Origin of the sequence: Mesorhizobium captivum, assembly GCF_033977165.1 — a bacterium.
Lineage (GTDB): Bacteria > Pseudomonadota > Alphaproteobacteria > Rhizobiales > Rhizobiaceae > Mesorhizobium > Mesorhizobium captivum.
The window spans coordinates 308,987-335,519 of record NZ_JAVIJB010000001.1; the positions used below are offsets into that span (position 1 = coordinate 308,987).

Annotated in this window: 26 protein-coding genes; 14 read left to right on the forward strand and 12 right to left on the reverse strand. The window is 63.8% G+C overall.

Annotation, left to right across the window (positions count from 1 at the left end):
- Positions 1-17: 17 nt before the first annotated feature.
- The 5 genes from RFM40_RS01455 to RFM40_RS01475 all read right to left on the reverse strand — a co-directional run bounded on the left by RFM40_RS01455 (position 18) and on the right by RFM40_RS01475 (position 5,180).
- Positions 18-1,244, reverse strand: a complete 1,227-nt coding sequence (locus tag RFM40_RS01455) for an FAD-dependent oxidoreductase (RefSeq protein WP_320224915.1) — start codon at positions 1,242-1,244, stop codon at positions 18-20.
- The gene (locus RFM40_RS01460; RefSeq protein ID WP_320277046.1) at positions 1,241-1,978 is read right to left on the reverse strand and encodes a WecB/TagA/CpsF family glycosyltransferase; all 738 of its coding nucleotides are present in this window, start codon (positions 1,976-1,978) and stop codon (positions 1,241-1,243) included. Before RFM40_RS01460 ends, RFM40_RS01455 begins: the two co-directional genes overlap by 4 nt.
- Positions 1,979-2,521: 543 nt before the next feature.
- Positions 2,522-3,640: a mannonate dehydratase gene (locus RFM40_RS01465; protein WP_320224916.1), complete on the reverse strand. Its 1,119-nt coding sequence runs from the start codon at positions 3,638-3,640 to the stop codon at positions 2,522-2,524.
- A 2-nt stretch (positions 3,641-3,642) separates the two neighbouring features.
- Complete coding sequence (locus RFM40_RS01470) at positions 3,643-4,428, reverse strand: SDR family oxidoreductase (protein WP_320277010.1); 786 nt, start codon at positions 4,426-4,428, stop codon at positions 3,643-3,645.
- 14 nt (positions 4,429-4,442) lie between these two features.
- Positions 4,443-5,180, reverse strand: a complete 738-nt coding sequence (locus tag RFM40_RS01475) for a FadR/GntR family transcriptional regulator (protein ID WP_320277011.1) — start codon at positions 5,178-5,180, stop codon at positions 4,443-4,445.
- Between the two features lie 186 nt (positions 5,181-5,366).
- Here RFM40_RS01475 and uxuA point away from each other — a divergent pair, with 186 nt between their 5' ends.
- The 13 genes from uxuA (at position 5,367) to RFM40_RS01540 (ending at position 19,801) form a co-directional block, all read left to right on the forward strand.
- Complete coding sequence (uxuA, locus tag RFM40_RS01480; protein WP_320277012.1) at positions 5,367-6,551, forward strand: mannonate dehydratase; 1,185 nt, start codon at positions 5,367-5,369, stop codon at positions 6,549-6,551.
- 124 nt (positions 6,552-6,675) lie between these two features.
- Positions 6,676-7,818: an ABC transporter substrate-binding protein gene (locus RFM40_RS01485; protein WP_320224920.1), complete on the forward strand. Its 1,143-nt coding sequence runs from the start codon at positions 6,676-6,678 to the stop codon at positions 7,816-7,818.
- Positions 7,818-8,669: an IclR family transcriptional regulator gene (locus RFM40_RS01490; protein WP_320224921.1), complete on the forward strand. Its 852-nt coding sequence runs from the start codon at positions 7,818-7,820 to the stop codon at positions 8,667-8,669. The genes RFM40_RS01485 and RFM40_RS01490 overlap by 1 nt, the downstream gene beginning before the upstream one ends.
- A gap of 28 nt (positions 8,670-8,697) precedes the next feature.
- On the forward strand, positions 8,698-9,729 hold the full coding sequence (locus RFM40_RS01495) for a sugar ABC transporter substrate-binding protein (protein WP_320277013.1): 1,032 nt from the start codon (positions 8,698-8,700) through the stop codon (positions 9,727-9,729).
- An 80-nt stretch (positions 9,730-9,809) separates the two neighbouring features.
- Positions 9,810-10,793, forward strand: a complete 984-nt coding sequence (locus RFM40_RS01500; RefSeq protein ID WP_292303361.1) for an ABC transporter permease — start codon at positions 9,810-9,812, stop codon at positions 10,791-10,793.
- Positions 10,783-12,315 (forward strand): sugar ABC transporter ATP-binding protein, encoded by a 1,533-nt coding sequence (locus tag RFM40_RS01505; protein ID WP_320277014.1) that lies wholly within the window; start codon positions 10,783-10,785, stop codon positions 12,313-12,315. The genes RFM40_RS01500 and RFM40_RS01505 overlap by 11 nt, the downstream gene beginning before the upstream one ends.
- A gap of 63 nt (positions 12,316-12,378) precedes the next feature.
- Complete coding sequence (locus RFM40_RS01510) at positions 12,379-13,374, forward strand: ABC transporter permease (RefSeq protein ID WP_320224925.1); 996 nt, start codon at positions 12,379-12,381, stop codon at positions 13,372-13,374.
- A 1-nt stretch (position 13,375) separates the two neighbouring features.
- Complete coding sequence (locus tag RFM40_RS01515) at positions 13,376-14,161, forward strand: SDR family NAD(P)-dependent oxidoreductase (protein ID WP_320224926.1); 786 nt, start codon at positions 13,376-13,378, stop codon at positions 14,159-14,161.
- Between the two features lie 20 nt (positions 14,162-14,181).
- On the forward strand, positions 14,182-15,387 hold the full coding sequence (locus RFM40_RS01520; protein ID WP_320224927.1) for a CaiB/BaiF CoA transferase family protein: 1,206 nt from the start codon (positions 14,182-14,184) through the stop codon (positions 15,385-15,387).
- Positions 15,388-15,389: 2 nt separating this feature from the next.
- Complete coding sequence (locus RFM40_RS01525; protein ID WP_320224928.1) at positions 15,390-16,160, forward strand: enoyl-CoA hydratase/isomerase family protein; 771 nt, start codon at positions 15,390-15,392, stop codon at positions 16,158-16,160.
- Complete coding sequence (locus RFM40_RS01530) at positions 16,157-17,170, forward strand: hypothetical protein (RefSeq protein WP_320277015.1); 1,014 nt, start codon at positions 16,157-16,159, stop codon at positions 17,168-17,170. Before RFM40_RS01525 ends, RFM40_RS01530 begins: the two co-directional genes overlap by 4 nt.
- A gap of 20 nt (positions 17,171-17,190) precedes the next feature.
- The gene (locus RFM40_RS01535; RefSeq protein ID WP_320277016.1) at positions 17,191-18,954 is read left to right on the forward strand and encodes a CoA-transferase; all 1,764 of its coding nucleotides are present in this window, start codon (positions 17,191-17,193) and stop codon (positions 18,952-18,954) included.
- A 10-nt stretch (positions 18,955-18,964) separates the two neighbouring features.
- Positions 18,965-19,801 carry an SMP-30/gluconolactonase/LRE family protein gene (locus RFM40_RS01540; RefSeq protein WP_320224931.1) on the forward strand — a complete coding sequence of 279 codons (837 nt, stop codon included), beginning with the start codon at positions 18,965-18,967 and terminating at the stop codon, positions 19,799-19,801.
- A gap of 14 nt (positions 19,802-19,815) precedes the next feature.
- Here RFM40_RS01540 and RFM40_RS01545 read toward each other — a convergent pair whose 3' ends face one another.
- The 3 genes from RFM40_RS01545 to RFM40_RS01555 form a co-directional block, all read right to left on the reverse strand.
- A complete protein-coding gene (locus RFM40_RS01545) occupies positions 19,816-20,256 on the reverse strand; it encodes a CBS domain-containing protein (RefSeq protein WP_320224932.1) in 441 nt (146 codons plus the stop codon).
- Positions 20,257-20,447: 191 nt separating this feature from the next.
- Positions 20,448-20,684, reverse strand: a complete 237-nt coding sequence (locus RFM40_RS01550; RefSeq protein WP_059184572.1) for a hypothetical protein — start codon at positions 20,682-20,684, stop codon at positions 20,448-20,450.
- A 41-nt stretch (positions 20,685-20,725) separates the two neighbouring features.
- Positions 20,726-21,604, reverse strand: a complete 879-nt coding sequence (locus RFM40_RS01555) for a complex I NDUFA9 subunit family protein (protein ID WP_320277017.1) — start codon at positions 21,602-21,604, stop codon at positions 20,726-20,728.
- Between the two features lie 368 nt (positions 21,605-21,972).
- Between RFM40_RS01555 and RFM40_RS01560 the strand changes: the two genes are divergently transcribed.
- Positions 21,973-22,386 carry an HD domain-containing protein gene (locus RFM40_RS01560; protein WP_320224934.1) on the forward strand — a complete coding sequence of 138 codons (414 nt, stop codon included), beginning with the start codon at positions 21,973-21,975 and terminating at the stop codon, positions 22,384-22,386.
- A 65-nt stretch (positions 22,387-22,451) separates the two neighbouring features.
- On the opposite strand, the gene cyoD is transcribed toward RFM40_RS01560, so the two are convergent.
- The 4 genes from cyoD to cyoA are packed head-to-tail and all read right to left on the reverse strand — an operon-like array spanning position 22,452 to position 26,483.
- Complete coding sequence (gene cyoD / locus RFM40_RS01565) at positions 22,452-22,862, reverse strand: cytochrome o ubiquinol oxidase subunit IV (protein ID WP_320219785.1); 411 nt, start codon at positions 22,860-22,862, stop codon at positions 22,452-22,454.
- A complete protein-coding gene (locus RFM40_RS01570; RefSeq protein WP_320224935.1) occupies positions 22,859-23,533 on the reverse strand; it encodes a cytochrome (ubi)quinol oxidase subunit III in 675 nt (224 codons plus the stop codon). Before RFM40_RS01570 ends, cyoD begins: the two co-directional genes overlap by 4 nt.
- Positions 23,530-25,533 (reverse strand): cytochrome o ubiquinol oxidase subunit I, encoded by a 2,004-nt coding sequence (gene cyoB / locus RFM40_RS01575; protein ID WP_320277018.1) that lies wholly within the window; start codon positions 25,531-25,533, stop codon positions 23,530-23,532. Before cyoB ends, RFM40_RS01570 begins: the two co-directional genes overlap by 4 nt.
- Before the next feature lie 2 nt (positions 25,534-25,535).
- On the reverse strand, positions 25,536-26,483 hold the full coding sequence (gene cyoA, locus RFM40_RS01580; RefSeq protein WP_320277019.1) for a ubiquinol oxidase subunit II: 948 nt from the start codon (positions 26,481-26,483) through the stop codon (positions 25,536-25,538).
- Positions 26,484-26,533: the final 50 nt, after the last annotated feature.

Consider the following 26,533-nt stretch of genomic DNA (forward strand, 5'->3'; position numbering starts at 1 on the left):
CGGCCGACGGTCCGCGATCAGGTGACGGCTTCGATTTGCGGCCGCTTGAGGCCGCGCAGCCTCGCGGCAAAGCTTGGGCTCACCTTGTCGATCTCGTGCAGGATGCGGCGGCGGCTGAAGTGAACCTGCCGGCGCGCGCGCCAGCGCAGGTCGGTGTCGATGGTCAGGCTGCGGCGGAAATTCGCCATCTCGAGTCCCCGCTCGTCCATCGCCTGCTTCATGGGATCATCATAGAAAGTGGCGATCTTTGCCGCCGCCATGCCGGGCGATGCCATCCACTGCGGCACGTGCACCATGCACAAGCGTTCGACGTCGGTGAGCAGCCGGCTGACCCCTGTTCCGGCGGCAGGACAGGATGTCTGATAGGCATCTCCGATCAGGACGACGCCATCGCGCTTGCAATTCTCGGCGACGGTGATGTCGGTGAGCCAGCTCGAGACACGGTCGATGACCTCGAAATCGCCGAATGTGTTGAGAAGTCCGGGAAGCGTTTCGATGAGCGTCTCGCGAGGGCGGTCGCGCAGCGCCTTGACCCACGGGTCGGTGTGCTCCCGGAAAACAAATAGATTGGCGCGGGTGACGCCGCCGGCCGGGAAAAAGTTCAGGTAGTCGATCCCGTCGGAGACCCGTTCGCCGTAGTAGGTCAGCGCCGGATGCTTGAAGGCGCTTGCGCCCGCCGGCCGGACATTGAAGCCGAAGGTCAGCGATTGGCGCTGGTGGACGAAGCGGCGCTCGATACCCACGTCACGCCGCAGGATGTCTCCCATGCCGGTGGCGAGCACAAGCAGGCGAGCCTTCACGTCCGACTGGCCAATGATCGACACACGCTGCCGTTCGGGCCCTGCCTCCACCGCGCTCACCCGGCCGGCGACGAAGCGTACGGTCTCAGGCAGTTCGGCCCGCATCGCCGCGACGAGGTCGTCGTAGAAAATGCCGTAGTGGCGGGCGCGCGTGCGGTCGAGCACGCGACCCCTGCGCACGTTGACGATCTCGTCGAAGGACTCGGCCGCCGCGGAAAGACTGTCGAGGAGACCGATCCGGCGCAGTTTGTCGATCTGGTCGCCGGCGATCTTCTCGACGCGGAACTCGCGCGGAAAAACGGGGTGCCGGTCGATCAGCGTGACACGGTAGCCCGACCGCCCGAGCAAGGTCGCGGCAAGCGTCCCGGAGAGCCCGCCGCCGACGATGGCGATCTCCGTGTCGGTTCCCTCCGGCAGCGGACGAAGCGAATGGTCGGCTGTCATTGCGAATACCTCAGGAGGGCATAGAGGGCGCGGGGGTTGGTGGTGAAATAGCGCCAGAAAAGCCGGCGCGGCTCCATCAGCATGCGCCAGAGCCATTCGAAGCCGGCCTTCTGGACCCAGAGCGGCGCGCGCCGGACCTTGCCGGCGATATGATCGAAGAGCCCTCCGGAGGTCTTGATCACGCCGACATTCGAGAGCCGCGACGCAAAATCGCGGACAAAAATCTGCTCGCGCGGAACGCCGAGGCCCAGCCACAGTATGTCCGGCGCAAGCGCGTTGATCTCATCGAGCTTTTTCTCGAGCGCCAGGCCGGAAAGATAGCCGTGGCTGTGGCCGACGATGCGCAGGCGCGGATAGCTGGCCTTGATGGCGGCCACGGCGTTGGCGTTCCCAGTCTCTGTCGACCCCAGCAGATAGAAGCTCGCGGCCTCGTTCTCGGCGAGCTTTGCGACGTCGTGGAACAGATCGGTGGTCGCCACCCGTTCGGGTAGCGGCGTGCGGCACAAAAGGCGCGAGGCAAGAACAAGCGGCTGGCCGTCGGCGAAGATCTGGTCGGCTTCGCGGAAGAGGGCAGCTATTTCCGATTTCGCACGCGCCTGGGCGATGACCTCGCCGTTGGCGGAGGTGAAATAATACGGGCGGCTGCCGTGGCGGTGTTGCCGCGCCGCTGCGATTATCAGCCGGGCGGCGCCCTGCCGATCGATCACGGTGACGGGCAGCCCGCCCAGCTGCACCGTCGGCAATGCGAGCAGTTCCTGCCGGGAAGGCGCTGCCTCCAGCTTCGTTACGGCGTTCACGCTGGTGTGCCCGATGGAAGTCTGATGCTGCAACCGGGGGAAATGAGAGGTCTCATGATTCGCGGGCGTCAAATGTTGGCTGGGATAGAGCGGATCCGATCCGCCGGTCGTAGCGCCGTCTTCTTCAAAATCCTTTTTTGAATTCCCTAAAACTTTTCGCATAGGAGAAATCGCCCCATTCTCCGATATTAAAGCTACCCCCTTCATGGGCACCATAAGTAAAAAAATCAAAAAGTTAAGCGATATATTAATAGTTAGTTAATATATAAAAATTGAATTGAAATATAAATTAATTTAATTATTTTGGTTGCAATCGCAGCTTGTTTTTTTGGCGGTTCGAAGTTGCAATTTGTCCAGACGAATTGTGATGCGCTGGTCGCGGCCGCTGCGGCTGCGCAGCGGCGCGCCTCAGGCCGCCTGTCACATGATGCCGAAGGTCTTGTAAGCGTCCACCGCGCTCATGGAGGCCCGTCGATCTGGTCATCGGGCTTCGATCCGGATGCTGCTGGATTGATCGGTACGGGAAGGTCCCAGCGCCGCGGCGTTCTGCATCAGTGCGCGCATATAGCCGAGCGCGAAGGCCTTGCCCGCATGCCAGGGCGCGTCGCAGGACATTTCCGGCGTATGGTCGGGGATGATGACGCCATCATAGCCCTCGTCGCGCAGGATGCGGACGATCTCGGCCATGTCGATATCGCCGTCGTCGACGAAGGTCTCGTGATAGTTCGGCACCTTGCCGCGCACGTTGCGGAAATGGATGTAGCCGATCCGCTTCCGTCGGGCGAAACGCCGGACATGCCCGTAAATCTCGTCGGTGCCCGGCATCTCCTGCAGCGAGCCGAGACAGAGCTCCAGCCCGTTGGACGGCGAATCGACGATGTCCATCAGCCTGGAGTACTTTTCCGGCCTGTTGACGAGCCTTGCCGTGCCTCGCAGCGTTTCGGCCGGCGGATCGTCAGGGTGCGCGGCGAGCACCACGCCGGATTCCTCGGCCACCGGAACGACTTCCCGCAGGAAGGCGCCGAGCCGCTGCCAAAGCTCATCGCTGCTCACCGTCACTGGTTCGGCGTCAGGCCGGCCGGCGCGGTAGCGCATGTTCCAGACGACGCCGTCGGGCAGCGGCAGATCGGGATCGATGGCCGCAAGATCGAGCCCCACGGACATCGCCTCGCCGCGCGCAAACGGTCCGCGCGACCAGCCCCAGACGCCGGCAATGGAGAAGTTGTAGCCGATGCACGGAATGCCGGCGCGCCCGGCATCGCGGATCAGGCGCTTCAAGCCTTCGATCTGCTTGGCCCTGTCGGGGCCGTCGAGCAAGATGTCGGACCAGAAGCGCGGCGAGAAATTCTCGATCGCGGCGATTTCCAGCCCGTTGTCGCGTACTGTCTTCACCAGGCCGACGAAGTCCTCGTAGTTCCAGAGCTCGTCGGTGGAGCAGTCGCCCCAGCCTTCCTTCTCGCTGCCGGCGGACAGCGAAGGATCGCGCCCGCGAAAATAGTTGGTGAGATGGGCAACGATGTGCGTGGCGCCCGCCTGACGGGCAAAGCGGAAATTGTCCGGCGTCAGCGACTCCCGGTAAAGGCCAAGGCCGATCTTCATGGTTACTTCACGCCGATGCCGGCGGTCAGGCCGCCGTCTATTTTGTAATCCGCGCCGGTGCAGAAGCCGGCCTTCGACGAGCACAGAAAGGCGATGAACTCCGCCACTTCCTCCGGCTCGCCGATGCGGCCAAGCGGATGCGCCGCGCCGAAGCGCTTGTAGGCTTCCTCGACATCGGCATCGCTGCCGTTTTCGCCGCGAGCGGCCTTCTCGAGGATCGGCGTGCGGATCGAGCCCGGGCTGACCGAATTGACCCGGATACGGGCGGCCGCGTAGTCGAGCGCCAGCGAGCGCGTCAGCGTGTGGATGGCGCCCTTGGTCGTGGCATAGGCGGCGACGTTCTGCTGGCAGGCGAAGCCCTGCACCGAGGCGACGTTGACGATCGCGCCGCCGCCGCGCTTGATCATTTGCGGGATGCCGAAATGGGCGGTCAGATAGATCGAGCCGATATTGACCGTCATCGCCTTGTTCCAGGTTTCCCAGTCAGTCGTCGTCGCGGTTCCGTAGGGATGGACCGCCGCCGAATTGACGATCACGTCGAGGCCGCCGAAACGCCCGACACCGGCGGCGACGGCGTCTCGAACCTGGTCGGAAACGGAGACGTCGGTGTCGATGACCAGCACGCCGGCCTCGGAACCTTCCAGTTCCGCTCTCATCGCCGCATTGGCCGAGCGGTCGATGCCGCAGGCGATGATCGCGGCGCCCCCTGCCGCAAGGCGCCTGGCGGTTGCGAGACCAATTCCGGTCGTGCCGGTCACCAGGGCGATCTTGCCTTCAAAATCCTTCATTGCGGGGGACTCCTTCAGTCACTCTCGGAAGCCGGCTCTTCCGGCAGGAATCGCAGGGCGAAATCGAGGTGGCGGCTCATCAGGTAGGCGTAGGCCAGCCTGTCGCGCGCGCGCAGCGCGGCGATGATCTCGCCATGCGCGGCGCGGGTGTCGGCCAGCACCGGGCGCATTTCCTTGCCGATGGTCATGATCCGCAGGATCACGGGGGAAAGGAAGGAATACATGTCCGTCAGCATTCGGTTGTCGGCCAGCCCGATCAGCGCCATGTGGAAATTGAAATCGTTCTCGGCGGCTTCCTCGATCGAGCGGCTGTCGACGATCCGGGCATTGATCTCGTCGAGCGCCTCGATCTGTTCGTTCGTGGCGTTGAGCACGATGTGGTCGCCGATACCGACCTCGATGATGCGCCTGAAGCCCTGAATGTCGGCGAAGGACGAGCGCGAGACATCCATATGCGCGGCGAAGAAATTCTGGATGGCGATGCTCTGCCCGTCGGCGAGCACAGCGCCGACGCGGGGTTTTGGTTCGATCAGCCCGTAGGTTCGGATGGTGCGCAACGCCTCGCGCACGGTGTTGCGGCTGGCGCCGGTGATCTCGCTGAGCTCGCGCTCCGTCGGCAGCACGTCGCCGACATTCAACCGCCGCGCGCGGATTAGGTCGAGGATCCGCCCGGCCGCGGCGTCGACCGCAGAGCTGCCGCCGGCGCGGCGGGCGACGACATTGTCGCGCGCCACTTGAGAGTTTTCCGACATCGATCCTCCTAATTGTTGGACCACAATATCGTAAGATTTCGGGAAAACAACCGCTTTTGGCCATGTCAGCGAATTTCGTAAGCCTTATTGCGAGAAGATAATCGCCGTGAGCGCCGCGATTTTTAATTTGACTCCCATTGTGGCCCAACAATAAGTTGCCGACCTCTCACACAAAGGAAGGCGGCAATGGAACAGTGTTGGCGTTGGTATGGCCCGGACGATCCGGTGACACTCGATCACGTCAAGCAGGCGGGCGCGACCGGCGTTGTCTCGGCCTTGCATGACATCTATGACGGACGCGCCTGGCCGCTGGAAAACATCCTGGAGCGCAAGCGGATCATCGAGGCGGCAGGGCTGACCTGGTCGGTCGTCGAGAGCATTCCCGTCCACAACTCGATCAAGATCGGTTCGCCGGAGCGGTCCCGCTATGTCGGCTTCTACAGGGACACGATCCGCGCGCTCGCCAAGGCCGGCATAGCGACGATCTGCTACAATTTCATGCCGGTGGTCGACTGGACCCGCACGGATCTGGCTTACCGCCTTCCGACGACCGGCTATGCGTTGCGTTTCGATGCGATCGATTTTGCGGCTTACGACCTGTTCGTGCTGAAGCGCAGGAATGCCGAGGCCGGCTACGCGCCCGCACGCATCGCCGAAGCAGAAGCGCGGCTGAAGGAACTCGGCGAGGAGAAGATCGACGGGATCGAGCGCAACCTGATCGCCGGCCTGCCGGCCACCGAGCGCAGCTACAACCGCGACAGTTTTCGGGAGGCATTGGCCGAATACGATGCAATCGGACCGAAGGAATTGCGCGACAATCTCGCCTGGTTCCTGCGCGAGATCATTCCGGTGGCCGAAGAGGGAGGGGTGCGCATGTGCATCCATCCCGACGACCCGCCCTTCTCGCTCTATGGCCTGCCGCGCATCGTTTCGACAGCCGAGGACGCGCGCTTCATCCTCAACGCCGTCGACAGTCCGGCTAACGGGCTGACGTTCTGCACCGGCTCCTACGGCACGCGCGCCGACAACGACATCGTTGCCATGGTCAAGGAATTCGCCGACCGCATCCATTTCGTCCATCTGCGCAACATCACGATCGAGGATGACGGCTCTTTCCATGAGGCCGAGCATCTCGAGGGCGGCACCGACATGGCGCATGTCATCCTCGCCCTGATGCAGGAGGAGGCGCGCCGTCGGAAGGAAGGCCGCGCCGACTGGCGCATTCCGATGCGGCCGGATCACGGACATCTGCTTGCCGACGACATCGGCAAGACCAGGATCAATCCCGGTTACTCGCTGATCGGCCGCCTGAAAGGCCTCGCCGAGTTGCGCGGCATCATGCGGGCCGTCGAGCGGTTTGGCCTGGCTTGAGGTTGCGGCTGGCCGGGGGAGCGCTGCAGTTTGCGTATGTAAAAACTATTTGCTCAGGTAAAAATACCTGCTACTGATTTGCGAGCCGGGCAACAAGCCCGGTTCCAGGGAGGAATTGCCGGATATGACAAGACTGCGCGGTCTTGCGTGGGATCATCGACGCTGCTGGGGTCCGCTCGACGCCAGCGTCGCGCCGTATTGCGCCGCCAATCCCGGCCTGGAAATCGAATGGGACCGCCGCAGTCTCTATGAATTCGGCGAAGGCGCGCTCGGCCCGGTGCTCGGCAAGTACGATCTGGTCGTGTTCGACCATCCCTTCATCGGCGACATCGCGCAGGACGGGCTGATGGTGCCGTTCGACGCCTATCTGTCGGCGGAGCAGATCCGCTTCTTCGAGCGGGATTCGGTCGGTCCGTCCTGGCGGTCCTACGAGAAGAATGGGCGCCAATGGGCATTGCCGATCGATGCCGCCTGCCACGTCGCCTCGTATCGTCCGGACCTTATGGAGCGCTATGGGCCGGTGCCCCGCACGCATGAGGAGGTCATCAAGCTCGGCCGGCTCGCGCGCAAGGACGGCAAGTGGCTCGGCCTGCCCTTCGTGCCGACGGACGCCATGTGCCTGCTTTTGACGTTGACAAATCCGCAGGAAGACGGCGAGCAATTCATCGCCAGGGAGATGGTCGAGCAGGCCGTGGCACAACTGCGCGAGCTTGCGGCGTTGTCACATCCCAACTCGTCCAAATGGAATCCGATCCGCTGCTACGACCACATGGTCGCGCATGACGACGTGGTCTATGTGCCTTTCGCCTTCGGCTACGTGAATTACGCGTCGAAGACCGACGGGCCGTATGTGCGCTTTGCCGACGTGCCGACGACGCGATCGGCCGGCGCCTTGCTCGGCGGCGCCGGCATCGGCGTCAGCGCCCAGTCGAAGCACAGGCAGGAGGCGATCGACTACGCGCTGTTCCTGTGCTCGCCCGAATACCAGCGTGGCGACTATGTGAGATCGGGGGGACAGCCGGGATCGCTGGGGGCCTGGAAGGATGCGAAGGTTAACGAGCGTTCCGGCGATTTCTTCAATTCCACGCTGCGGACGATCAGCTCGTCCTATCTGCGTCCAACGCATCCGGGCTTCATCGCCTTCTTCCGCGAATGCGCGCCGCGCGCGGCCGCTGCCATCGCCGGCGACATCGCGGCCGCCGAACTGGCCGAGCACGTGAACCGTCTCTACCGCGAAACCAGGCAACCGGAACGGAGCGTCGCGTGATGGCTGCCGGCATTGCCGAAACGATCGACGAGGGCGAAAGCGGCCGCAACGGCTATCGCGTGCCGGCGGTGGAGAAGGCGCTCGACGTCCTGGAGTTCATGGCTTCAAGCGCCGAGGCGCTGACGCAGACCGAGATCGCGACCGGTCTCGGCCGCTCCATCCACGAGATCTACCGCATCCTGCTCCTCCTGGAGAAGCGGGGCTATATCTTCCGCACGCAATCGGACCGCTTCCGGCTGTCGCTGAAGCTGTTCGAATTGGCGCATATGCATCCGCCGGTAAACCGCCTGGTCGAATGCGCGCTGCCGGTGATGCGCGAATTGACCGCCAATGCCGATCAAAGCTGCCACCTTGTCGTGCGCGAGGGACAGAACGCGCTGGTGGTGCTGCAGATCGATTCACCGCTGCCGATGCGCTATTCGGTTGCGCTGGGATCGCATTTCCCGATCCTCGAAACCAGTTCCGGCGCGGTCCTGCTCGCCCACTTGAACTGGGCCGAGCGCGACCGCATCGTCGAGCGCATCGTGGCCGCCGGCGAAGGCCAGGGAACGCGGGCGGAAATCGAGGCGCGGCTGAACGAAGTGGCCAGGCTCGGCTACGAGATGCGCGCTTCCTTGGCCGTCGAGGCCTGCACCAACATCTCCATGCCGGTGCGCGATCACACCGGCGCCGTCATCGCCGCGCTCACGGTGCCGCTCTTGCCGCAGAAGGCGGCGCGCTTCGACCGCGAAACCGTCTTCGAACGGACCCGCGCCGCCGCCGAGAAGATATCGGCTGCGCTCGGCTGGGGCGAATCCACCTCTTCGTTACGTGCCGACCCGGAACGGCGGGACTACCCGTTCAGCGACTGACAAAAGCGAAAAAACCTGGGAGAAGGAAATGCACTGGACCAAGACAATTCTGTTCGCATCCGCGGCCGTACTGGCCTTGGGCGCCGCCGCGGCGCACGCCGAGAACATGCCCAAGCGCATCGGCTACGTCACCAATTACGCCACCCATGAGTGGTACCAGAACGTCATCAAGGGCATGAAGGCGCGCGCCAAGGATCTCGGCATCGAGTTCGAGGTGCAGGACGCCAATCTCGACATCGCCAAGGAAGTGTCCGCCGCGGAAGACTTCATGGCCAAGGGCGTCGACGTGCTGATCATCACGCCTGTCAACGAAGAGGGCGTGGTGCCGTTGCTGCGCCAGGCGAAATCCAACAACATCCCGGTCGTGCTGGAAGGCAACCCGGTCAAGGGCATGACCACAATGGTCGCCATCTGCGACTACGACACCGGCTACATGTCCGGCGTCGAGGCCGGCAAATACGCCAAGGAAAAGCTCGGCGGCGTCGCCAAGGTGATGAATGTCGGCCTGCCGCTGCTGTCCGCCACGGTGCTGCGCTCGCATGGCTTCATGGACGGGCTGAAGACGATCATCCCCGACGCGGTCATGGTCCACGACCTCGACGGCGGCGGCAATCCGGACCGCGCGCTCGAAGTCTCCTCGGCGGCGCTCGCCAAGAATTCCGACATCAACATCATCTACGGCATCAACGATTCCTCGTCGCTCGGCGGCCTGCAGGCCTGGAAGGCGGCTGGCAAATCGCAGGACGGCCTGCTGACCGTCGGCACCGGCGGTGAAGGGCTTGCCTTCATCAACGCGATGCAGAACGAGCCGTCCTACCGCATCGAGGCCGCGATGTTCCCGGAAAAGGAGGGATTCACCGCCATCGATGCCGCGGTCAAGCTCTTCAACGCCGAGGAGGTGCCCGAGCACATCGTCAGCCCGACCGCGCCGATGACCGGCGAGGACTGGAAGAAGTTCTATGATTACGACGGCACTGCCCGCACCATCAAATGGGACGCCGTCAATGCGCTGCAGCCGCCGGCAAAGTGCATGAAGACCTCGGCCGACCTGAAGAAGTAGGCCGATCGACCGGCCCTTCCCGCGGCGCGGGAAGGGCCCGAGGTGCTGCGCCTGACCTCGAGCGACGGGAATGGACTGAGATGAGCGAACTTACACACGCCCCCGCGCAGAGGCGCTCGATCGGCGGCCAGCTTCTGGGCGGCAGCCAGCTCGTGCTGGGCGCCATCCTGGCCGCGCTGTGCATCGCCATCTCGATCGCGGCGCCGCAATTCTATTCGGAGGCCAACATCATCGCCATCCTGCGCCAGTGCGCGCTGGTGCTGATCGTCGCCTCGGGCATGACCATGCTCATCATCACGGCGGAAGTCGACCTGTCTGTCGGCGCCTCGCTCGCCTTCGTCGGCTGCATCGGCATGGCGGTGCTCAATTCCACACACAGCCTCACGCTCGGCATGCTGGCGGCGCTGGCCTTTGCCGGCGGGGTCGGCCTGTTCAACGGGCTGGTCGTCACCAGGCTCCGGGTGAACTCGCTGATCGCCACCATCGGCACGATGATGATGCTGCAGGGCGGCGTCTATCTGTTCACGCGCGAGGCGGTGCAGAACCACAATCAGCTGGCGAGCTTCACCGATCTCGGCGCCGGCTATGTCGGCGCGGTGCCGGTTCCCGTCATCCTGGCGGCGCTGATCTTCGCGGTTGCCTATGTGACGCTGCGCTTCACCACGCTCGGCCGCTATCTCTACGCGGTCGGTGCCAACGAAAAGGCCGTGCGCCTGTCCGGCCTGCGCTCGGAACGGCTCAAGCTGTTTGCCTTCGTCGTCACCGGGCTATGCGTCGGCGTTGCCGGCATGATCTTGTCGTCGCTGATGAATGCCGGCCAGCCGACCGCCGGCCGCGGTTTCGAACTGACGGTCATCGCCGCCGTCATCCTCGGCGGCACCAGCCTGCTCGGCGGCCGCGGCTCGCTGTTCGGCACGTTGCTCGGTGTGCTGGTGCTGAAGGTGATCGACAACGGCATCATCATTCTCGGCTGGAACCAGGATCTGCAGATGGTGGTGCCGGGCATCGTCATCATTCTGGCGACTTATCTCGACATCATCCGGAACAAAGCCAATGTCCGTTGATTTCCTGCATCCCGGCGAAGGCACGGCTATCGATACGAATGTGCCGGCGCTGGAACTGCGCGGCATCGGCAAGCGCTTCCCGGGCGTCGTGGCGCTGGACAATGTCGATTTCACCCTGGAGCCCGGCAAGATCCACGCCCTGATGGGCGAGAACGGCGCCGGCAAGTCGACGCTGATCAAGATCATGGCCGGCGTCTACGGCAAGGATGCCGGCACCATCCGCATGCGCGGACGCGAGGTCGACATCCGGTCGCCGCGCGACAGCCTCAAGGAAGGCATCAAGGTCGTGTTCCAGGAGATCGCATTGATCCCCGAATTCACCGTCGCCGAAAACATCTTCCTCGAAGGCTATCCGACCGGCAAGGCCGGCTCGATCGACTGGAAGAAGATCCGTACCGATTCGGCAGCGCTGTTCAACCGCATCGGCTTCAAAGTCGATCCGGCGGCCCGCACGGGATCGCTGCCGGTCAGCCAGCAGCAGATGGTCGAGATCGCCCGCGCGCTCGCCCACGAGGCGCGCGTCGTGGTGATGGACGAACCGACGTCCTCGCTGACGCCGAACGAAGTCTCGCTGCTGTTCACCGTCATCCGCCGCCTGGCGGCCCTCGGCATCGCGGTGGTCTATGTCAGCCACAAGCTCGACGAGGTGTTCGAGATCGCCGACACGGTGACGGTGCTGCGCGACGGACGCCACATCTCGACCAAGCCGATCGGCGAGCACAGCAACGACACGCTGATCCAGGACATGATCGGCCGGCGCATCGACAATCTGTTTCCCCGCAAGCGCGGCGCGCCAGGCAGCAAGGTGGCGCTGTCGGTGGAAAACCTCAGCACGACGAAGAAGCTGATCGACGTGTCCTTCGAGGCGCGCGCCGGCGAGGTGCTCGGCTTCTTCGGGTTGATGGGCGCCGGCCGCACCGAACTCGCCAAGGCGATCGTCGGTTACGACCCGATCAGTTCGGGCACGATCACGGTCGACGGCCAGCGCCTGGCGCCGCATGACACGCGCGCCGCCGTCCGGCTCGGCATCGGTCTGCTCACCGAGGATCGCAAGAGCGAAGGACTGATGGGCGAGCTGCCCGTCTACCAGAATGCCAGCCTTGCTTCGCTCGGCGCCTTCGCCCGTCTGGGGTTCGTCGACAAGGCGAAGGAGCACAAAGCGGTGCAGGACTATGTCGACCGCTTCCGCATCAAGACCCCCAGCCTGTTCCAGCAGGTGAAGAACCTGTCGGGCGGCAACCAGCAGAAGGTGCTGATCTCGCGCTGGCTGATGCGCGGCCTGAAGGTCATCGTCGTCGACGAGCCGACGCGCGGCATCGATGTCGGCGCCAAGTCGGAGATCTTCGCGCTGATCGACCGGCTTGCCGGCGAAGGCCTGGCGGTCGTCATGATGACGTCGGAGATGCCGGAACTGCTCGGTCTCGCCGACCGCATCGCGGTGATGTGCGAGGGTCGCCTGACGGCGATCATGTCGCGCGAAGACGCCACGCAGGAAAAGATCCTCAATGCGGCGATCGGATAGAACCATGGCGCGTCGCCACGGCATTCCTTGCGATCCGCGCCATTCCTTCGAAGGGAGCAAGCGATGAGCCTTGCAAGCACGGCTTCCGCGAAAGACCAGCCATCCATGCTGGCGCGGCTCTTTGCCCGGCAGGAACTGGCGCTGCTCGTCTGCCTCGTCCTGGTGCTGGTGTTCTTTTCCGCCACGGTCGAGAATTTCCTCTCCGTGCGCAACATGACCAACGTGCTTGGCCAAGCCTCGCTCGCGCTCACCGCAGGCATCGGCTGCGCCATCGTCTTCATTTCCGGCGAGGTCGACATCTCGATCGGCTCGCTGCTGGCGACGATTGCCCTGCCGCTGATCATCATCATGAACGACACCAACTCGCTGCTGCTCGGCGTCGGCGGCGCGCTGCTGTTCGGCCTGATCATCGGTGTCGTCAACGGCTATCTCACCGCCTATGCCGGCATCAACTCGCTGATCGTGACGCTCGGCACGATGTTCATCATGCGTGGCGGCGTCTATCTCTACACCGGCCAGCGCGCGATCCCCGACGATGCCAGCCTCGATAGCTTCATCGCGCTGTCCGACGGGCGCCTGTTCAATATCATCCCGTATTCGGCGGTCATCGCCATCGTGCTCCTCGCCGCCTTCGGCTACATGATGCAGCACCGGCCGTTCGGGCGGCAGATCTATGCCGTCGGCGGCAATCAGGAAGTGGCGCGGCTGGCGGGCTACGACGTGCGGCGCGTCAAGTTCATCTGCTTCATCATCAGTTCGCTGCTGGCGACGGTTGCGGGCATCATCCTGGCGGCGCGTGTCGGCTCGGCGCAGCATACGGCAGGGCTCAATTTCGAATTCCAGGTTGTCGCCGCGACCGTGCTCGGCGGGGTGAGCCTCGCCGGAGGCATCGGCAGCCTGACCGGCATGGCGCTCGGCGTGCTGATCCTGCAGTTCCTGTCCAACGGCCTGCGCGGGCTTGGGCTGCCGACCGAATGGCAACTGGTCATCACCGGCATGATCATCATTGCAGCCGTCGCTTTCGACGAGGCAAAGCGCCGGCGTTCGAATGGAGGCTGACATGGCTCGTCTAGAAGGAAAAACCGCCGTCATCACCGGCGCCGCCGACGGCATTGGCCACGCGATCGCCGAGGCGATGGCACGGGAAGGGGCGCATGTCTTCCTCGGCGACATTGCCGACAGCGCCGGCGAGGATTTCGCGGCCGCACTTCGCGCTGCCGGCCACCTTGCCGACTATGTCCATTGCGACGTTTCGCAGGAAGCCGATATCGCCGGCCTCATCGACAGCGCGGTCAAGAAGACCGGACACCTCGACATCCTGGTCAACAATGCCGCAATCGCCATCGGCGGCATGCCGGTGCACGAGATGACCGACGAGCAATGGCACCGGCTGATCGCGGTCAACCTGACCAGCGTCTTTCGCGGCTGCAAATACGCGCTGCCGCACATGATCGCGCAGAAGTCGGGCTCGATCATCAATATGGCCTCGGCGCAGGGCCATATCGGCCTCGACGGCTGGACTGCCTATGCCGGCGCCAAGGGCGCGGTGTTGGCGATGACGCGTCAGATGGCGGTCGAGTTCGGCCCGGTGAACATCCGCGTCAATTCGATCTCGCCGGGCACCATCAACACGCCGATGAACGACAGGCTGATCAAGGAGATCGGCGGCAACCTCGCCAAGGCCTGGGTCAAGATGCATCCGCTCGGCCGCATCGGGGAGCCGTCCGAGGTGGCCGAGGCCGCCGTCTATCTGGCTTCCGATGCGGCCGGCTTCACCACCGGCACCGACCTGCGCGTCGACGGCGGGCTGACCGCAGCGCCGCGCTACGTTCCCGAACTGCTCTGAAACACGAAACGAGAATTGAAATGAACAAGGCCCTCGAAGGCGTCCGCATCCTCGATTTCAGCCATCTGCTGCAGGGGCCGTTCGCCACGCAGCTGCTTGGCGACATGGGCGCCGATGTCATCAAGATCGAGCGGGCTGGCGCCGGCGACATGTTCCGCGGCATGACCTTCTTCGCCAAATGGGTGGGCGGCTCTGAGAGCCCGAATTTCCTCGCCTGGAACCGCAACAAGCGCTCGATCGCGCTCAACCTGAAAAGCCGCAAGGTGCATGCCATCATCATGGAGATGGCGAAGAGCGCAGACGTGGTGGTGCAGAATTTCCGCCCCGGCGTGCTGGCCAAGCTCGGCTATGGCTACGAGGACTTCAAGGCTGTCAATCCGCGCATCATCTATTGCTCGGGTTCGGGCTACGGCGAGGAGGGTCCTTACGTCGAGCGCCCTGGCCAGGACATGCTGATCCAGGGGCTCGCCGGGCTGATCGCCAATACCGGCCGCGGCGACCAGGCTCCTGTTCCCGCCGGCGCCGGCCTCGCCGACCAGATCGGCGCCATGAACATGGTCTACGGCATATTGTCGGCGCTCTATTATCGCGAGAAGACCGGCAAGGGTCAGAAGATCGAGGTCAATCTGCTGGCCGGCCTTTTGGCGCATCTCAACCAGGAATATGTCGCCGTGCTCAATCTCGGCGAGGACTTCGTGCGGCCGAATTCCGGCATCGGCCACCCCGGCATGCAGGCGCCGTTCGGCATCTACGAGACCAAGGACGGCGGCTACGTGTCGATCGCCATGAGCCCGTTCAAGACGCTTTACGAGGTGCTGGAAGCGCCGCAGCTTGCCGTCTATGACGACTTGAAGACGCTGTTCGACAGGCGCGACGAGGTCTTCGAGAAGGTCAACGCCGAAACGAAGAAATTCGCCACGCAGGATCTGCTCAAGCGGTTGCTAAAGGCCGACATCTGGTGCGCCGAGGTGAAGGACATCCGCCGCGCGGCGGAAGACCCGCAGGTCACGCATATGGGCATGATCACCAGCTACGATCATCCGCGCGGCGGCAAGGTGCGGGTGGTGGCGCCGGCGGTCAAGATGAGCGAGACGCCCGCGACCATCGAACGGCCGGCGCCGCTGGTCGGCCAGCATGGCCGCGAGATCCTGGCCGAGTTCGGCCTCTCCAGGGACGAGATCGCGGCACTCGAGGCGTCCGGCGACATGACCGTGGACGCGGCCTGACGATGAGCGCCTACCAGACACTCGCGGTCGAAACCTCGGGTCGCGTGGCGATCGTCACCTTCCGGCGCGCCGATCAGCTCAACGCCATGAACCGGCTGATGCAAGGCGAGATCACCGAGGCCTTCGAGGCTCTGTCGGGTGACGCGGGCGTCGGCGCGATCGTGGTGACCGGCGAGGGGCGCGGCTTCATGGCCGGCGCTGACATCAAGGAATATGCCGCCCAGACGGCGGCCGAGTTCGACAGGTTCCAGGCCGCCGGCACGCGCATGTACGCGGCGATCGAGAACAACCGCAAGCCGGTGATCGCGGCGGTCAACGGCTTCGCCTTGGGCGGCGGCATGGAGCTGGTGCTGTGCTGTGACATCGTGATCGCCAACCAGTTCGCGAAACTTGGTCTGCCGGAGATCAAGCTCGGGCTGGTGCCGGGCGGTGGCGGCACGCAACGCAGCGTCGCCAAGCTCGGCCGCAACCGCGCCAATTTTCTGCTGATGACGGGCGCCATCGTGCCGGCCTCCGAATTCGTCAATGCCGGCCTGGTCAACGAGATCGTCGATGTGGACAGGCTGATGCCGCGTGCGCTGGAATTGGCCGAGATGATCGCCGCCGAGCCCGCCGCCACGATCGAAGGCCTGAAAGCGCTGACGGCGCATGCGGTATCGGGCGATCTGGCCGATGGCCTCGCCATGGAGCGTGACATACTGGGCGGTCTCTACCGCAGCGAGATCGGCCAGCGGCGCGTCAAGGAGTTCGCCGAGAGGAAGGCCGGCTCATGACGGGCGATGACTATCGCGGCCTGGGCTGGGCACATGGCGCGCTGACCGTGCAGCGGCTCGGCGCGATGCTGGCACCGATCACCTTTCTGCTGGCCGATGGCCGGCAGGTCTCGCCGGTGCACATCGCGCCCTGGTCCAACGAGCCCGGCACTGAAACGCTGCCTGGCATTCTGCGCAAGCTGCGCGGCGAATGGCCCTGCGTGCCCTTCGGCTATTCGGTGCCAGCCGAAGGATGGCCGGAAGATTGGGCGCGCGTGATGGGGCCGCCGGCGCCGGACGAGGAAGTCCATGGCCACAGCTCCAACCATGACTGGACCTGGCGCGACTGCGAGAGCGGGTCGCTATCGCTGGCGCTTGCCTATCCGCAGACAAGCCCGATCGAGCGTGTCGAGCGGACGGTGAGACCCGATCCGTCGGCGCCGGCCATCGACATTGAATTCAAGGTCGTCGTCCGCCGTGATTGCCGCCTGCCGATCGGCCTGCATCCGGTGTTCCGGCTGCCGTTCGAGACGGGTGCGGCCATTCTGGAGCTCGGGGGCTTCGATGAAGGCCGCACCTATCCGCACGATGTCGAACCCGGCGCGGCGCTGTTTGCCAGGAATAGAACGTTCTTCGAGCTGATAGCGGTGCCGGCGCGCGCTGGGGGCGCGATCGACGCCTCCCGCTTGCCCCTGGCTGCCGCCACGGAGGAGTTGCTGCAGATCGAAGGCGTCGACGGTATCGCGGCGCTTGCCAACCATGAGGACGGCTACCGGGTGCAGCTGTCCTGGCAAAAGGAGCATTTCCCAAGCCTTCTGCTTTGGTATTCCAATCGCGGGCGCAAGGCGGCGCCCTGGAACGGGCGTCACGTCGCCATCGGCATCGAGCCGATCTGCCCGCCCTTCGGGCTCGGTCCGGCGACCGCGCTGGCGGACAATCCGATCGCCCAATCCGGCATTGCGACGGCGCTGGAATTCTCGCCTGAAAACCCGTTCGTGACCCGCTACCGCATCGAGGCATCCGCGCTGTGACAGATCGCAGGTCAGTCTCCTTGGTCAAGCCGAACCGGCCTCAATTCACCGATGTCGAGGGGCTGGCGGCGATGGTCGGCCATGGCGATGCCTTCGGCGTCGGCGGCCATCATTTCGCCCGGCTGCCGGTCGCGCTGCTTCGCGCGATAACAAGGTCCGGCGTCAAGGACTTGCATTACGTTTCCTGGGCAGGCGGATTGCCGCTCGAGCTGCTGCTGGAAGTGGATGCGGTGGCGGAGATCGACCTCTGCTTCTCCAGCCTCGACATCTTCGGGCTGCCGCCGAAGTTCCGCGCCGCTGCCGAGAGTGGCGCGATTCCCGTTCGCGACTGGACGGCCCTGGCCATGATCCAGGCGCTGCGGGCGGCACAGCAGAACCTGTCGTCGATGCCGTTCCAGCTGCCGCAGGGCTCGGACATGCTGGCGCGCATGCCCAATGCGATCGCCGGGCCCGATCCGCTTGCCGGGACCGATACCGGATTTATCCCGCCGCTCAGGCTCGATACATTCGTCGTCCATGCCCAGCGCGCCGATGCAAGCGGCAATGTGCAGATCATCGGGCCGCGGGCACTGGACTTCGCCATGGCGGGCGCGGCGCGCAAGGTGCTGGTCACCGTCGAAGAGATCGTGCCGGTCGGAGCGCTGCGGCAGGATGGCCGCCAGAGCATCCTCACCCGCAATCAGGTTTCGGCGATAGCGCTGGCGCCGGGCGGCGCTTATCCGGCCTCGTGCCTGCCATTCTACGTCACCGATTATCAGGCATTGTCGGAGGCATTCGCGGCGAAGGACACAGTCTTGTCGGACAAGCTCCGCCTGCCTTCGGGCGGCCTGTCGGAGCGGCTTCAGGAAGCCGCGAAAGTCAGCGCCGAGACGGTGCTGGCGATGCCGGCGCCCGCGCAGGGCGATAAGAAAGCATCCGTCGACGAGATCATTGCCGCGCGGATCGCCGCCGAACTCGACAATGAGAGCTTTGCAAGCGCGGGCGCGGTATCGCCGCTCGCCAACGTCGCCTACCGGCTGGCCAAGGCAACGCACGCGCCGGACATGATCATCGCGACGATGAGTTGCGGCCATCTCGACATCGCGCCGAGCCCGATGGTGCTCTCGCTGATCGAAAGCCTCGATTGCGAGACGGCGGCGGCGCATGCCGGCGGCGATGACACCTATTCGACCTACTACCAGGCCGGCGCGGTGACGCATGAGATTGTTGGCGCGGCACAAGTCGACCGGCGCGGCCGCGTCAACACCATCGCGCTGCGCAAACCAAGCGGCGGCCTTCTGCGGCTGCCCGGGCAGGGCGGCATGGCCGACGTCGCCAACATGCACCGCGACTACCTGCTCTACATTCCCCGCCATTCGGTTCAGTCGCTGGTGGATGGGGTCGAGATTGCGAGTTCCGCCCGCGGGCTGCTGACGCCGGCCGAACGCGATCCGATGGGCTATCGCACGGGCAAGGCGCTGGTCTTCACCGATCTCTGCGTCTTCCGGCTCGACCAGACATCGAGGGAATTGATCGTCATCGAAACCATGCCGGGCGTCACCCACCAGCAGATCCGCGACGCCACCGGCTTTGCCGTGACATTCGATGCCGGTTGCCGGGAGGTGCCGATGCCGTCTGGCGATGTGCTCGCTGCTTTAAGAAACCGCGTCGATCCGCTCGGTCTGCGCCGTCTCGAATTCGTCAGCGCCAAGGAGCGCGGCGCGCTCATCGCCGAGATCCTTGCCGCCGATCGCGCCATGCTCGAGCGCTTGATCGCCGCACAGAAATCGCCTGCCGCAAGCTGAGGAGCGCTCCATGGCAACGCCGTTGCTCGATATGTCCGCCGCGCGCATCTTCTTCGACGGCATCTTCACCAATCCGCGTGTCGCGCATCCGGAAGGTGTGGCCGTCCACCGCGATGGATCCATCTGGTGCGGCACCGAAACCGGCGATCTCCTGAGGCTGGCCGCCGATGGCAACTCGGTCGAGCGCATGGGCGCCACGGATGGCTTTCTGCTCGGCATTGCCTTCGACAGCGCAGGGAATTGTTTTGCCTGCGATCTAAAGCATGCCGCGATCTTTCGCTGGGACGCCGCGACAGGTAGCATGGAGCGCTTCGCTTCCGCAGGCATCCGCGTGCCCAACTATCCAGTTATCGACGAGGCGAGAGGCTGGCTCTTCGTTTCGGACAGCGTCGGCGAGGACAATCGCTCCGGCATCTTCCGCTACGATCTCAAGACGGGCGAGGGCGGTCTATGGTGCCGGGAGGTCATGTCGTTCGCAAACGGCATGTCCATGGCGCCGGACGGCAACGGCCTCTACGTGGTGGAAAGCAACGCGCCGTGCGTCAGTCATGTGCCGATCCTTGCCGACGGCAGCGCAGGGGCCCGGCAGATCGTCGTCGAAGACGTGCGCAATGTTCCGGACGGTGTCGCCGTCGCTCCCGACGGCTCGCTGTTCATCTCATGCTACGAGCCGAGCCGGATCTATCGCTGGCGAAAGGAGCGAGGTCTCGAAGTGCTGATCGAGGATCCGGCGGCGACGACGCTGGCGCATCCTACCAACATTGCCTTCAAGGGTGACAAGCTCTACACCGCAAACCTTGGCCGCTGGCACATCACCGAGATCGATCTGGCGGCAATTCCAAGCTGAGCAGCTTGGCGCTGTCAGTGAGCTGCTGCTTGCGAGTGTTGACCGCCAGTTTGAGAGATGCCTTCAAGCGCTTTTCCAGCATGGGTCGTTTCGCCGTTTCCGACGAGGTCGCCGAGCGAGACGATGCCCACCAACCGTTTGTCCCTGTTGAGCACCAGAAAGCGCCGCACCTGGATATCGCCCATATCCTGAAGGACGGCACCGACTTCCTCATCCTCGAAGCAATATTTGACGTCAGTCGACATGACATCGCGCACGGGAGTGTCAGGTTCCATTCCCGCGGCGATGCCCCGGATGGCGATATCCCGGTCAGTCACGATGCCGACCAATCGGCCGTTGTCGGCAACGGGGATCAGCCCCGCGTCTAGAACGGCCATCGCTTGGGCAACATCACGCAGACTTGCTTCCAGTGTCGCAATCCGCACGTTCCTGGTCATACACTCTTGCACTTTCATAGCGTTCTCCCGGAAAAATTGGTGCGCTCGCTGAAGCGCTGATCAACGCCCAATGAACCTGCGGCAAAAAAGGTTCCGACAAATCTGGACCGGCCATTCAGCTAAGTCATGGCTCATGCAACCGGGGGCGACGCAAAAATGCCGCCGCGCGCACTCGCATTGCGGAACTGCCAGTCTGCGTCATCGGCCACTCAAGGAGCGCGATCGGTAAGCGCATCAGCGCCTTCCTGCTCCGCGCAGTGGACGCAACAGTAGATGACGTCACCTTGCTCGACGCCATGCCCAATGATGCGGACCTGGCAATGGGGACAGATAGGCGCGAGCTTCTGGATCGCGCATTCGAAGCTGTCGAATGTGTAGGTTTCTCCTCCCAGATGTAGCTGAAAGGACTTGTCGTAGTCGTTGCCGCACTGGTCGCATCTGGCCATGGTCATACTCCTTTGGAAATCAGTTCTCATCAGGGCTGCTCTCAGGCCGATCGCAACACCTGATCGATGTCATGAGGCTCTATCCCGAGATCGCGGAATCCCGGCAGTTGAGTATCCGCAATATTGTCGATCTGCATGAGCTCGACCTGGTTGCGCGTCAGCGGCACGCCGGGGACGAACTCGCCGAAAGTGGCGAGTGCGTGCCAAAAGACAAACGGAACGGGCACCAATCGTGTCCTGATGCCAAGCAGCCGGGCAACTTCCAGCACCAGGTCTCGATAGGTGTAGACACGCGGCCCACCGAACTCGAACAGACGAGCATGGGCGTCGGCACCTGCGGACGCGATGCGCGCAATGGCTTCCGCAACGTCTTCAACGAATGCCGGCTGGAGACGGGTGTCGCCGTTGCCGAACAGCGGATATGCAGGAAGGATGCGCAACAATCTCGTGATCGTCGTCAAAAAGGCGTCGTCCCGTCCGGTCATCACCGCGGGGCGGATGATGGTCGCGCCCGGAAATCCGACGTCGACGGCCTCTTCACCTTGCCCCCGCGCCTTGATGTAACTGGACCGCGAGCGTGAGTCGGAACCTATGCCGGATATCTGGATGTATCGTTCGGCGCCGGCTCGCCGCGCCGCGTCCGCCAATTGGGAAGCTGCCTCGACATGGACGCGCTCGAAAGTAACGCCTCTATGTTCGGAATAGAGGCTGACTGCGTTGACGACCGTGCTTGCATCCGAAACGGCCGCGGCAATTTGGCTTCGGTCGAGGATGTCGGCTTTGACCGCGCTAAAGAGCTCGTGATGAGCCTGCTTCCGTCCCGCACGTGCGGGATGGCGGGAAGCCGAGCGCACGACAAGCCCGTGGTTCAAGAGGTGCTTGACGATTCTTCGCCCAAGAAAGCCAGAACCGCCGAACACTGTAACGCATCCTGACTGCGGTCGAGTGTTTGATGACGAGGTTTGTGCGCCGGCCATATCCGTAAACGGTCTTGCGAGCGAAATGTTCGCTCGGAACGATCTCACGACATGCTTTGTCCCTACGGTACGCAGGACCTATCGGGCTCAAGCTTCGAGCGTTCCCGTCCGTTCGCTGCCTGGTCGTCAGGCCGAAGGCGAAAATCGCTTATGGGCGGGAACATTCATGCGCTGCCAATGTTCGTAAAGCATGGCGCGCAGTTCTCGCTCCCCTGCGAACAGCGCGCCGGCAAGCCGAGCATCAAGCCCGAGCAAAGCCGGCCCCGGCCGCCCTCTCGAGGCGGGCTCTGAAGTCAGCACTGGGAAAGATCATGCTCTATCGCGCGGCCAAGATCGCTGAAGAAGCTCATCGCGGCCAGAAAGACAAGACCGGCCAACCCTATATCGAACATGTCAGGCGCGTCGCCAACGCGGTCGAGACGCTCGACGAAAAGACCGTCGCCTATCTGCACGACGTGGTGGAGAAAGGAGAGGGCTGGACTCTCGATCGGCTGGAGGCGGCAGGCTTCAGCCTTCCCGTCGTGGCGGCGGTCGACGCCCTGACGAGACGGCTCGACGATAGTGAGCAGGGTTTCATTTGCCGCGCGGCTTCCGATCCGCTGGCGAGGCGCGTCAAGGAAGCGGATCTGACGGACAATCTGCGGCAGGCGCATCATGCAGGCGTATCGCCGGAAAAATACGAAACCGGGCTGCGCCTGCTCGGCGATATGGTCGTCAAAAACTGATAGCGCCTGCGAACGGCCAACTGACGAAGTTGGCCGCTCTGCAAAACACCACGGCGCGATCTCAGCTAAGGCATCATTTCGGCCTGGTGGGCGCTCATCGGAGCCATGTTCTGACCGAGATGCGTCATGATCCAGACCGAGCCGATCACAACGAGCGCGACGATCAGCACGCCGAAGGCGAGCGCAAGCACATTGTTGGTGTTGTCGGGTCCGGTTGTCAGGTGCAGGAAGAAGACGAGATGCACGCCCATCTGCGCAATGGCGAGCACCACCAGGGCCGAGATCACCGCCGGCTGATAGATCAGGTCGGTTTGTGCGGCGAGGAAGGACGCGATCGTCAAAAGGATCGCCAGGCCGAAGCCGAGCAGATAGCCCTGCAGCCCTCCCGCCAGCTCGTGCTCGGTGATGCGCTCCTCGCCCGGCGCTGAATCGCGGCGGTCGAGCTCCTCTTCAATCCGGCTTTCGATGTCGCTCATGGCGATACTCCCAGGAGATAGACCAGGGTGAAGATGGCGATCCAGATGATGTCGAGCGCGTGCCAGAACAGGCCGAAGCAGTGGAGCCGCCGCAATATCTCCTGCCGGAAGCCTTTCACCCAAAGCTGCGCCATCATGGTGCCGAGCCAGAGCAGGCCGAGCCCCACATGGCTGCCGTGGCAGCCGACGAGGGCGAAGAAAGCGGAAAGGAAGGCGCTGCGCGAGGGGCCTGCCTGCTCGGCGACCATCGCGGCGAACTCCTGCACTTCCAGGAACAGGAAGCCCGCCCCGAGCAGGCCGGTGACAAGCAGCCAGAACTGCGTGCCCGCCATCGACCTGCGGTGGATTGCGAGCGTCGCCAGGCCCCCGGTGAAGCTCGAGGTAAGCAGAAGGCCGGTCTGGGCCGCAATGCGCGTGAGCTCGAACAGATCCTTGCCGGTCGGTCCGCCGGCCGTCGCCTTGGACAGGACGGCAAAGCCGGCAAAGAAGGCCGAGAACATGATGATGTCGGACAATAGGAAAATCCAGAAGCCGTAGGCCACCGTGACGAATTTCGAGGCCGGGCCACCCTGGCCGTGGCCGGTCGCCGAGAACAGGCCATGGCCGTGCGTGTCGTGCTGTCGGGGCCGATACGGTTCGCGCACCGCGCTGCCAGCCGCGATGTCGCTCATGCCACGCGCTCCCGTCTGCGCATCCAGGCAAGCTGCGCGGCTTTGCCGTCGCGGTCGATGCGCTCGACCTCTTCCGCGGGAATCTCGTAGTCGCCATGCTCGCGCCAGGCGAAGACGACGAAGGTGGCGTAGGCGCCGATGAAGCCGACGATCGCCAGCCACCAGATATGCCAGATCAGCGCGAAGCCGATCAGCGTGGCGAAGAAGGCGGTAATGAAACCCGTCGGGCTGTTGCGCGGCATCTCGACCGGCTCATAGCTTTCTTCTTCATCCGGGCCTTGGCCGTCCAGCGCCCGCTGCTTGACGGTCCAGTAGGGCTCTTCGTCCTCGACATGCGGCAGATGCGCATAGTTGAAGAAGGGCGGCGGGGAGGACGTCGACCATTCCAGCGAACGCCCGTCCCAGGGGTCGCCCGTCTCGTCGCGCAGCTCGTCGCGATGCCTGATCGAGACGATGAGCTGCGCCACCTGGCACGCGGCGCCGACGATCATCACCGCAATGCCGAAGGCCGCCACTAACAGCCACGGAGTCCAGAGGTCCATATCGATATGCTGGAGGCGGCGCGTCATGCCGAGCAGGCCGACGATATAGAGCGGCACGAAGACCAGCATATAGCCGGCAAGCGTGAACCAGAACGCCGCCTTGCCCCAGCCTTCATGCAGTCGGAAGCCGAAGGCTTTCGGGAACCAGTAGGTAAAGCCGGCGAAGGCGGCGAACAGCACACCCGAAATGATGACGTTGTGGAAATGCGCCACGAGGAAGAGCGAATTGTGCAGCATGAAATCGGCCGGCGGAACCGCAAGCAGCACGCCGGTCATGCCGCCGATGATGAAGGTGGTGACAAAGGCCAGCGCCCACAGCATCGGCGTGTCGAAGCGCACGCGCCCGCCATACATGGTGAAAAGCCAGTTGTAGATCTTGACCCCGGTGCCGACGGCGATGACCGAGGTGGCGATGCCGAAGGCGGCGTTGACGTCGGCGCCGGCGCCCATGGTGAAGAAATGGTGCAGCCAGACCATGAAGGAGACGATGCAGATGAAAAGCGTAGCCGCCACCATCGAGCGATAGCCGAACAGCGGCTTCGACGAAAAGGTCGAGAAGATCTCAGAATAGATTCCGAAAGCCGGCAGCACGAGGATATAGACCTCGGGATGGCCCCACGCCCAGATGAGGTTCACGAACATCATCTGGTTGCCGCCGGCTTCGTTGGTGAAGAAGTGGAAGCCGAGATAACGGTCCAGCGTGAGCATGGCGAGCGTTGCGGTCAGGATCGGGAAGGCCGCGACGATCAGCAGGTTGGAGGCGAGCGAGGTCCAGCAGAACATCGGCATGCGCAGATATCCCATGCCAGGCGCCCGCATCTTCAGGATGGTCGTCACCAGGTTCACGCCGGTGAGCAATGTGCCGACGCCGGAAATCTGGATCGACCAGAGGTAGTAATCGACGCCAACGCCCGGAGAATAAGCCGTCTCCGACAGCGGCGCATAGGGCAGCCAGCCGGTGCGCGCGAACTCGCCGACGACAAGCGAGACGTTAACCAGGAGGGCGCCGGTTGCCGTCAGCCAGAAGCTGACCGAATTCAGCGTCGGGAAGGCGACGTCGCGGATGCCGAGCTGCAGCGGCACGGCGAAATTCATCAGCCCGATCACAAACGGCATCGCGGCGAAGAAGATCATGATTGTGCCGTGCGCCGAAAACACCTGGTCGTAATGCTCCGGCGGCAGGTAGCCGGGCCCGTGGATAGCCATCACCTGCTGCGTCCGCATCATGACGGCGTCGACGAAGCCGCGCAGCAGCATCAGCGCCGCCAGCACGATATACATGACGCCGATGCGCTTGTGGTCGACCGAGGTTATCCACTCGCGCCAGAGATAGGGCCAGTGTCCTTTCATCGTTATCCAGATCAGCACCGCGGCGGCCGCCAGGAAGACCATGAGGGCCGCGCCGAGCGGAATGGGCTGATCGAAGGGAATGGCCGACCAGTCGAGCTTGCCGAGCATCGTCATCCTCCCACCTTGGGCTGTTGGGCCTCGGGTGGCGTTCCCGCCTTCGGCACAGCCTTCGGGCTCACCTGTGGCTCGCCGGCGGCGGTTTCGGCGGGTCCGGGACCTGGCGGCAGCGTCTGCCGCACGATCGCGTCGAACAGGCCGGGCTGCACGTGGCCGAACGAGGCCGGCGGCACATTGATGCTCTGTCGAGCGAGCTCGCGATAGGCGCTGGCGTTGAGCACGCCGCCGCCGCCATGGAGCGACGAGGCCCAGCTGGCGAAGGCGTCGGCCGGGATCGCCCTCACGCGGAAATTCATGTCCGAAAAGCCGTCGCCGCTGAAATGCGCCGACAGGCCGAAATAGTCGCCCTCACGGTCGGCCTGCAGGTTAACTTCGGTCTGCATGCCGTTCATGACATAGACCATGCTGCCGAGCTGCGGCACGAAGAACGTGTTCATCACACTGGCCGAGGTCAGCTTGAAGCGCACCGGCACGCCGGCCGGAATGACCAGCTGATTGACCGTTCCGACGCCCTGATCGGGATAGAGGAACAACCATTTCCAGTCGAGCGCCACCACCTGGACATCGAGAGGCGTTTGGTTGGGGGCGATCGGCTTGCGCGGATCGAGATGGTAGGAGCCGTAATAGATCAGCCCGCCAAGGAAGAGGATGGTGAGGGTAGGAATGGACCAGACGATCAACTCGATCCGTCCCGAATAGGTGAATTCCGGATCGTAGCGGGCGTTGCGGTTGGAGGCGCGGAACATCCAGGCAAATAAAAGCAGCGCCACCAGGGTCGGAATGACGATGACCAGCATGACCGCCAGCGAGTTCAAGAGGATCGTGCGATTGCCCGCGCCGATCGGGCCTTGCGGGTCAAGCACGCCTCCCGCGCAGCCGGACAGAGCCGCGAATATCCAGAATAGCGACAGCGTTCGCCTAGATTTGCCGAAGGAGAACACTTGATCTCATCATGTGCGGCAAGAGCTTACCCTGTGAGGCGGCGCGGATT

Coding starts and splice junctions, on each gene's coding strand:
- RFM40_RS01455 (WP_320224915.1), bottom strand. CDS start 1,244: ATGACAGCCGACCATTCGCTTCGTCCGCTGCCGGAGGGAACCGACACG.
- RFM40_RS01465 (WP_320224916.1), bottom strand. CDS start 3,640: ATGAAGATCGGCCTTGGCCTTTACCGGGAGTCGCTGACGCCGGACAAT.
- RFM40_RS01470 (WP_320277010.1), bottom strand. CDS start 4,428: ATGAAGGATTTTGAAGGCAAGATCGCCCTGGTGACCGGCACGACCGGA.
- RFM40_RS01475 (WP_320277011.1), bottom strand. CDS start 5,180: ATGTCGGAAAACTCTCAAGTGGCGCGCGACAATGTCGTCGCCCGCCGC.
- uxuA (WP_320277012.1), top strand. CDS start 5,367: ATGGAACAGTGTTGGCGTTGGTATGGCCCGGACGATCCGGTGACACTC.
- RFM40_RS01485 (WP_320224920.1), top strand. CDS start 6,676: ATGACAAGACTGCGCGGTCTTGCGTGGGATCATCGACGCTGCTGGGGT.
- RFM40_RS01490 (WP_320224921.1), top strand. CDS start 7,818: ATGGCTGCCGGCATTGCCGAAACGATCGACGAGGGCGAAAGCGGCCGC.
- RFM40_RS01495 (WP_320277013.1), top strand. CDS start 8,698: ATGCACTGGACCAAGACAATTCTGTTCGCATCCGCGGCCGTACTGGCC.
- RFM40_RS01500 (WP_292303361.1), top strand. CDS start 9,810: ATGAGCGAACTTACACACGCCCCCGCGCAGAGGCGCTCGATCGGCGGC.
- RFM40_RS01505 (WP_320277014.1), top strand. CDS start 10,783: ATGTCCGTTGATTTCCTGCATCCCGGCGAAGGCACGGCTATCGATACG.
- RFM40_RS01510 (WP_320224925.1), top strand. CDS start 12,379: ATGAGCCTTGCAAGCACGGCTTCCGCGAAAGACCAGCCATCCATGCTG.
- RFM40_RS01515 (WP_320224926.1), top strand. CDS start 13,376: ATGGCTCGTCTAGAAGGAAAAACCGCCGTCATCACCGGCGCCGCCGAC.
- RFM40_RS01520 (WP_320224927.1), top strand. CDS start 14,182: ATGAACAAGGCCCTCGAAGGCGTCCGCATCCTCGATTTCAGCCATCTG.
- RFM40_RS01525 (WP_320224928.1), top strand. CDS start 15,390: ATGAGCGCCTACCAGACACTCGCGGTCGAAACCTCGGGTCGCGTGGCG.
- RFM40_RS01530 (WP_320277015.1), top strand. CDS start 16,157: ATGACGGGCGATGACTATCGCGGCCTGGGCTGGGCACATGGCGCGCTG.
- RFM40_RS01540 (WP_320224931.1), top strand. CDS start 18,965: ATGGCAACGCCGTTGCTCGATATGTCCGCCGCGCGCATCTTCTTCGAC.
- RFM40_RS01545 (WP_320224932.1), bottom strand. CDS start 20,256: ATGAAAGTGCAAGAGTGTATGACCAGGAACGTGCGGATTGCGACACTG.
- RFM40_RS01550 (WP_059184572.1), bottom strand. CDS start 20,684: ATGGCCAGATGCGACCAGTGCGGCAACGACTACGACAAGTCCTTTCAG.
- RFM40_RS01560 (WP_320224934.1), top strand. CDS start 21,973: ATGCTCTATCGCGCGGCCAAGATCGCTGAAGAAGCTCATCGCGGCCAG.
- cyoD (WP_320219785.1), bottom strand. CDS start 22,862: ATGAGCGACATCGAAAGCCGGATTGAAGAGGAGCTCGACCGCCGCGAT.
- RFM40_RS01570 (WP_320224935.1), bottom strand. CDS start 23,533: ATGAGCGACATCGCGGCTGGCAGCGCGGTGCGCGAACCGTATCGGCCC.
- cyoB (WP_320277018.1), bottom strand. CDS start 25,533: ATGCTCGGCAAGCTCGACTGGTCGGCCATTCCCTTCGATCAGCCCATT.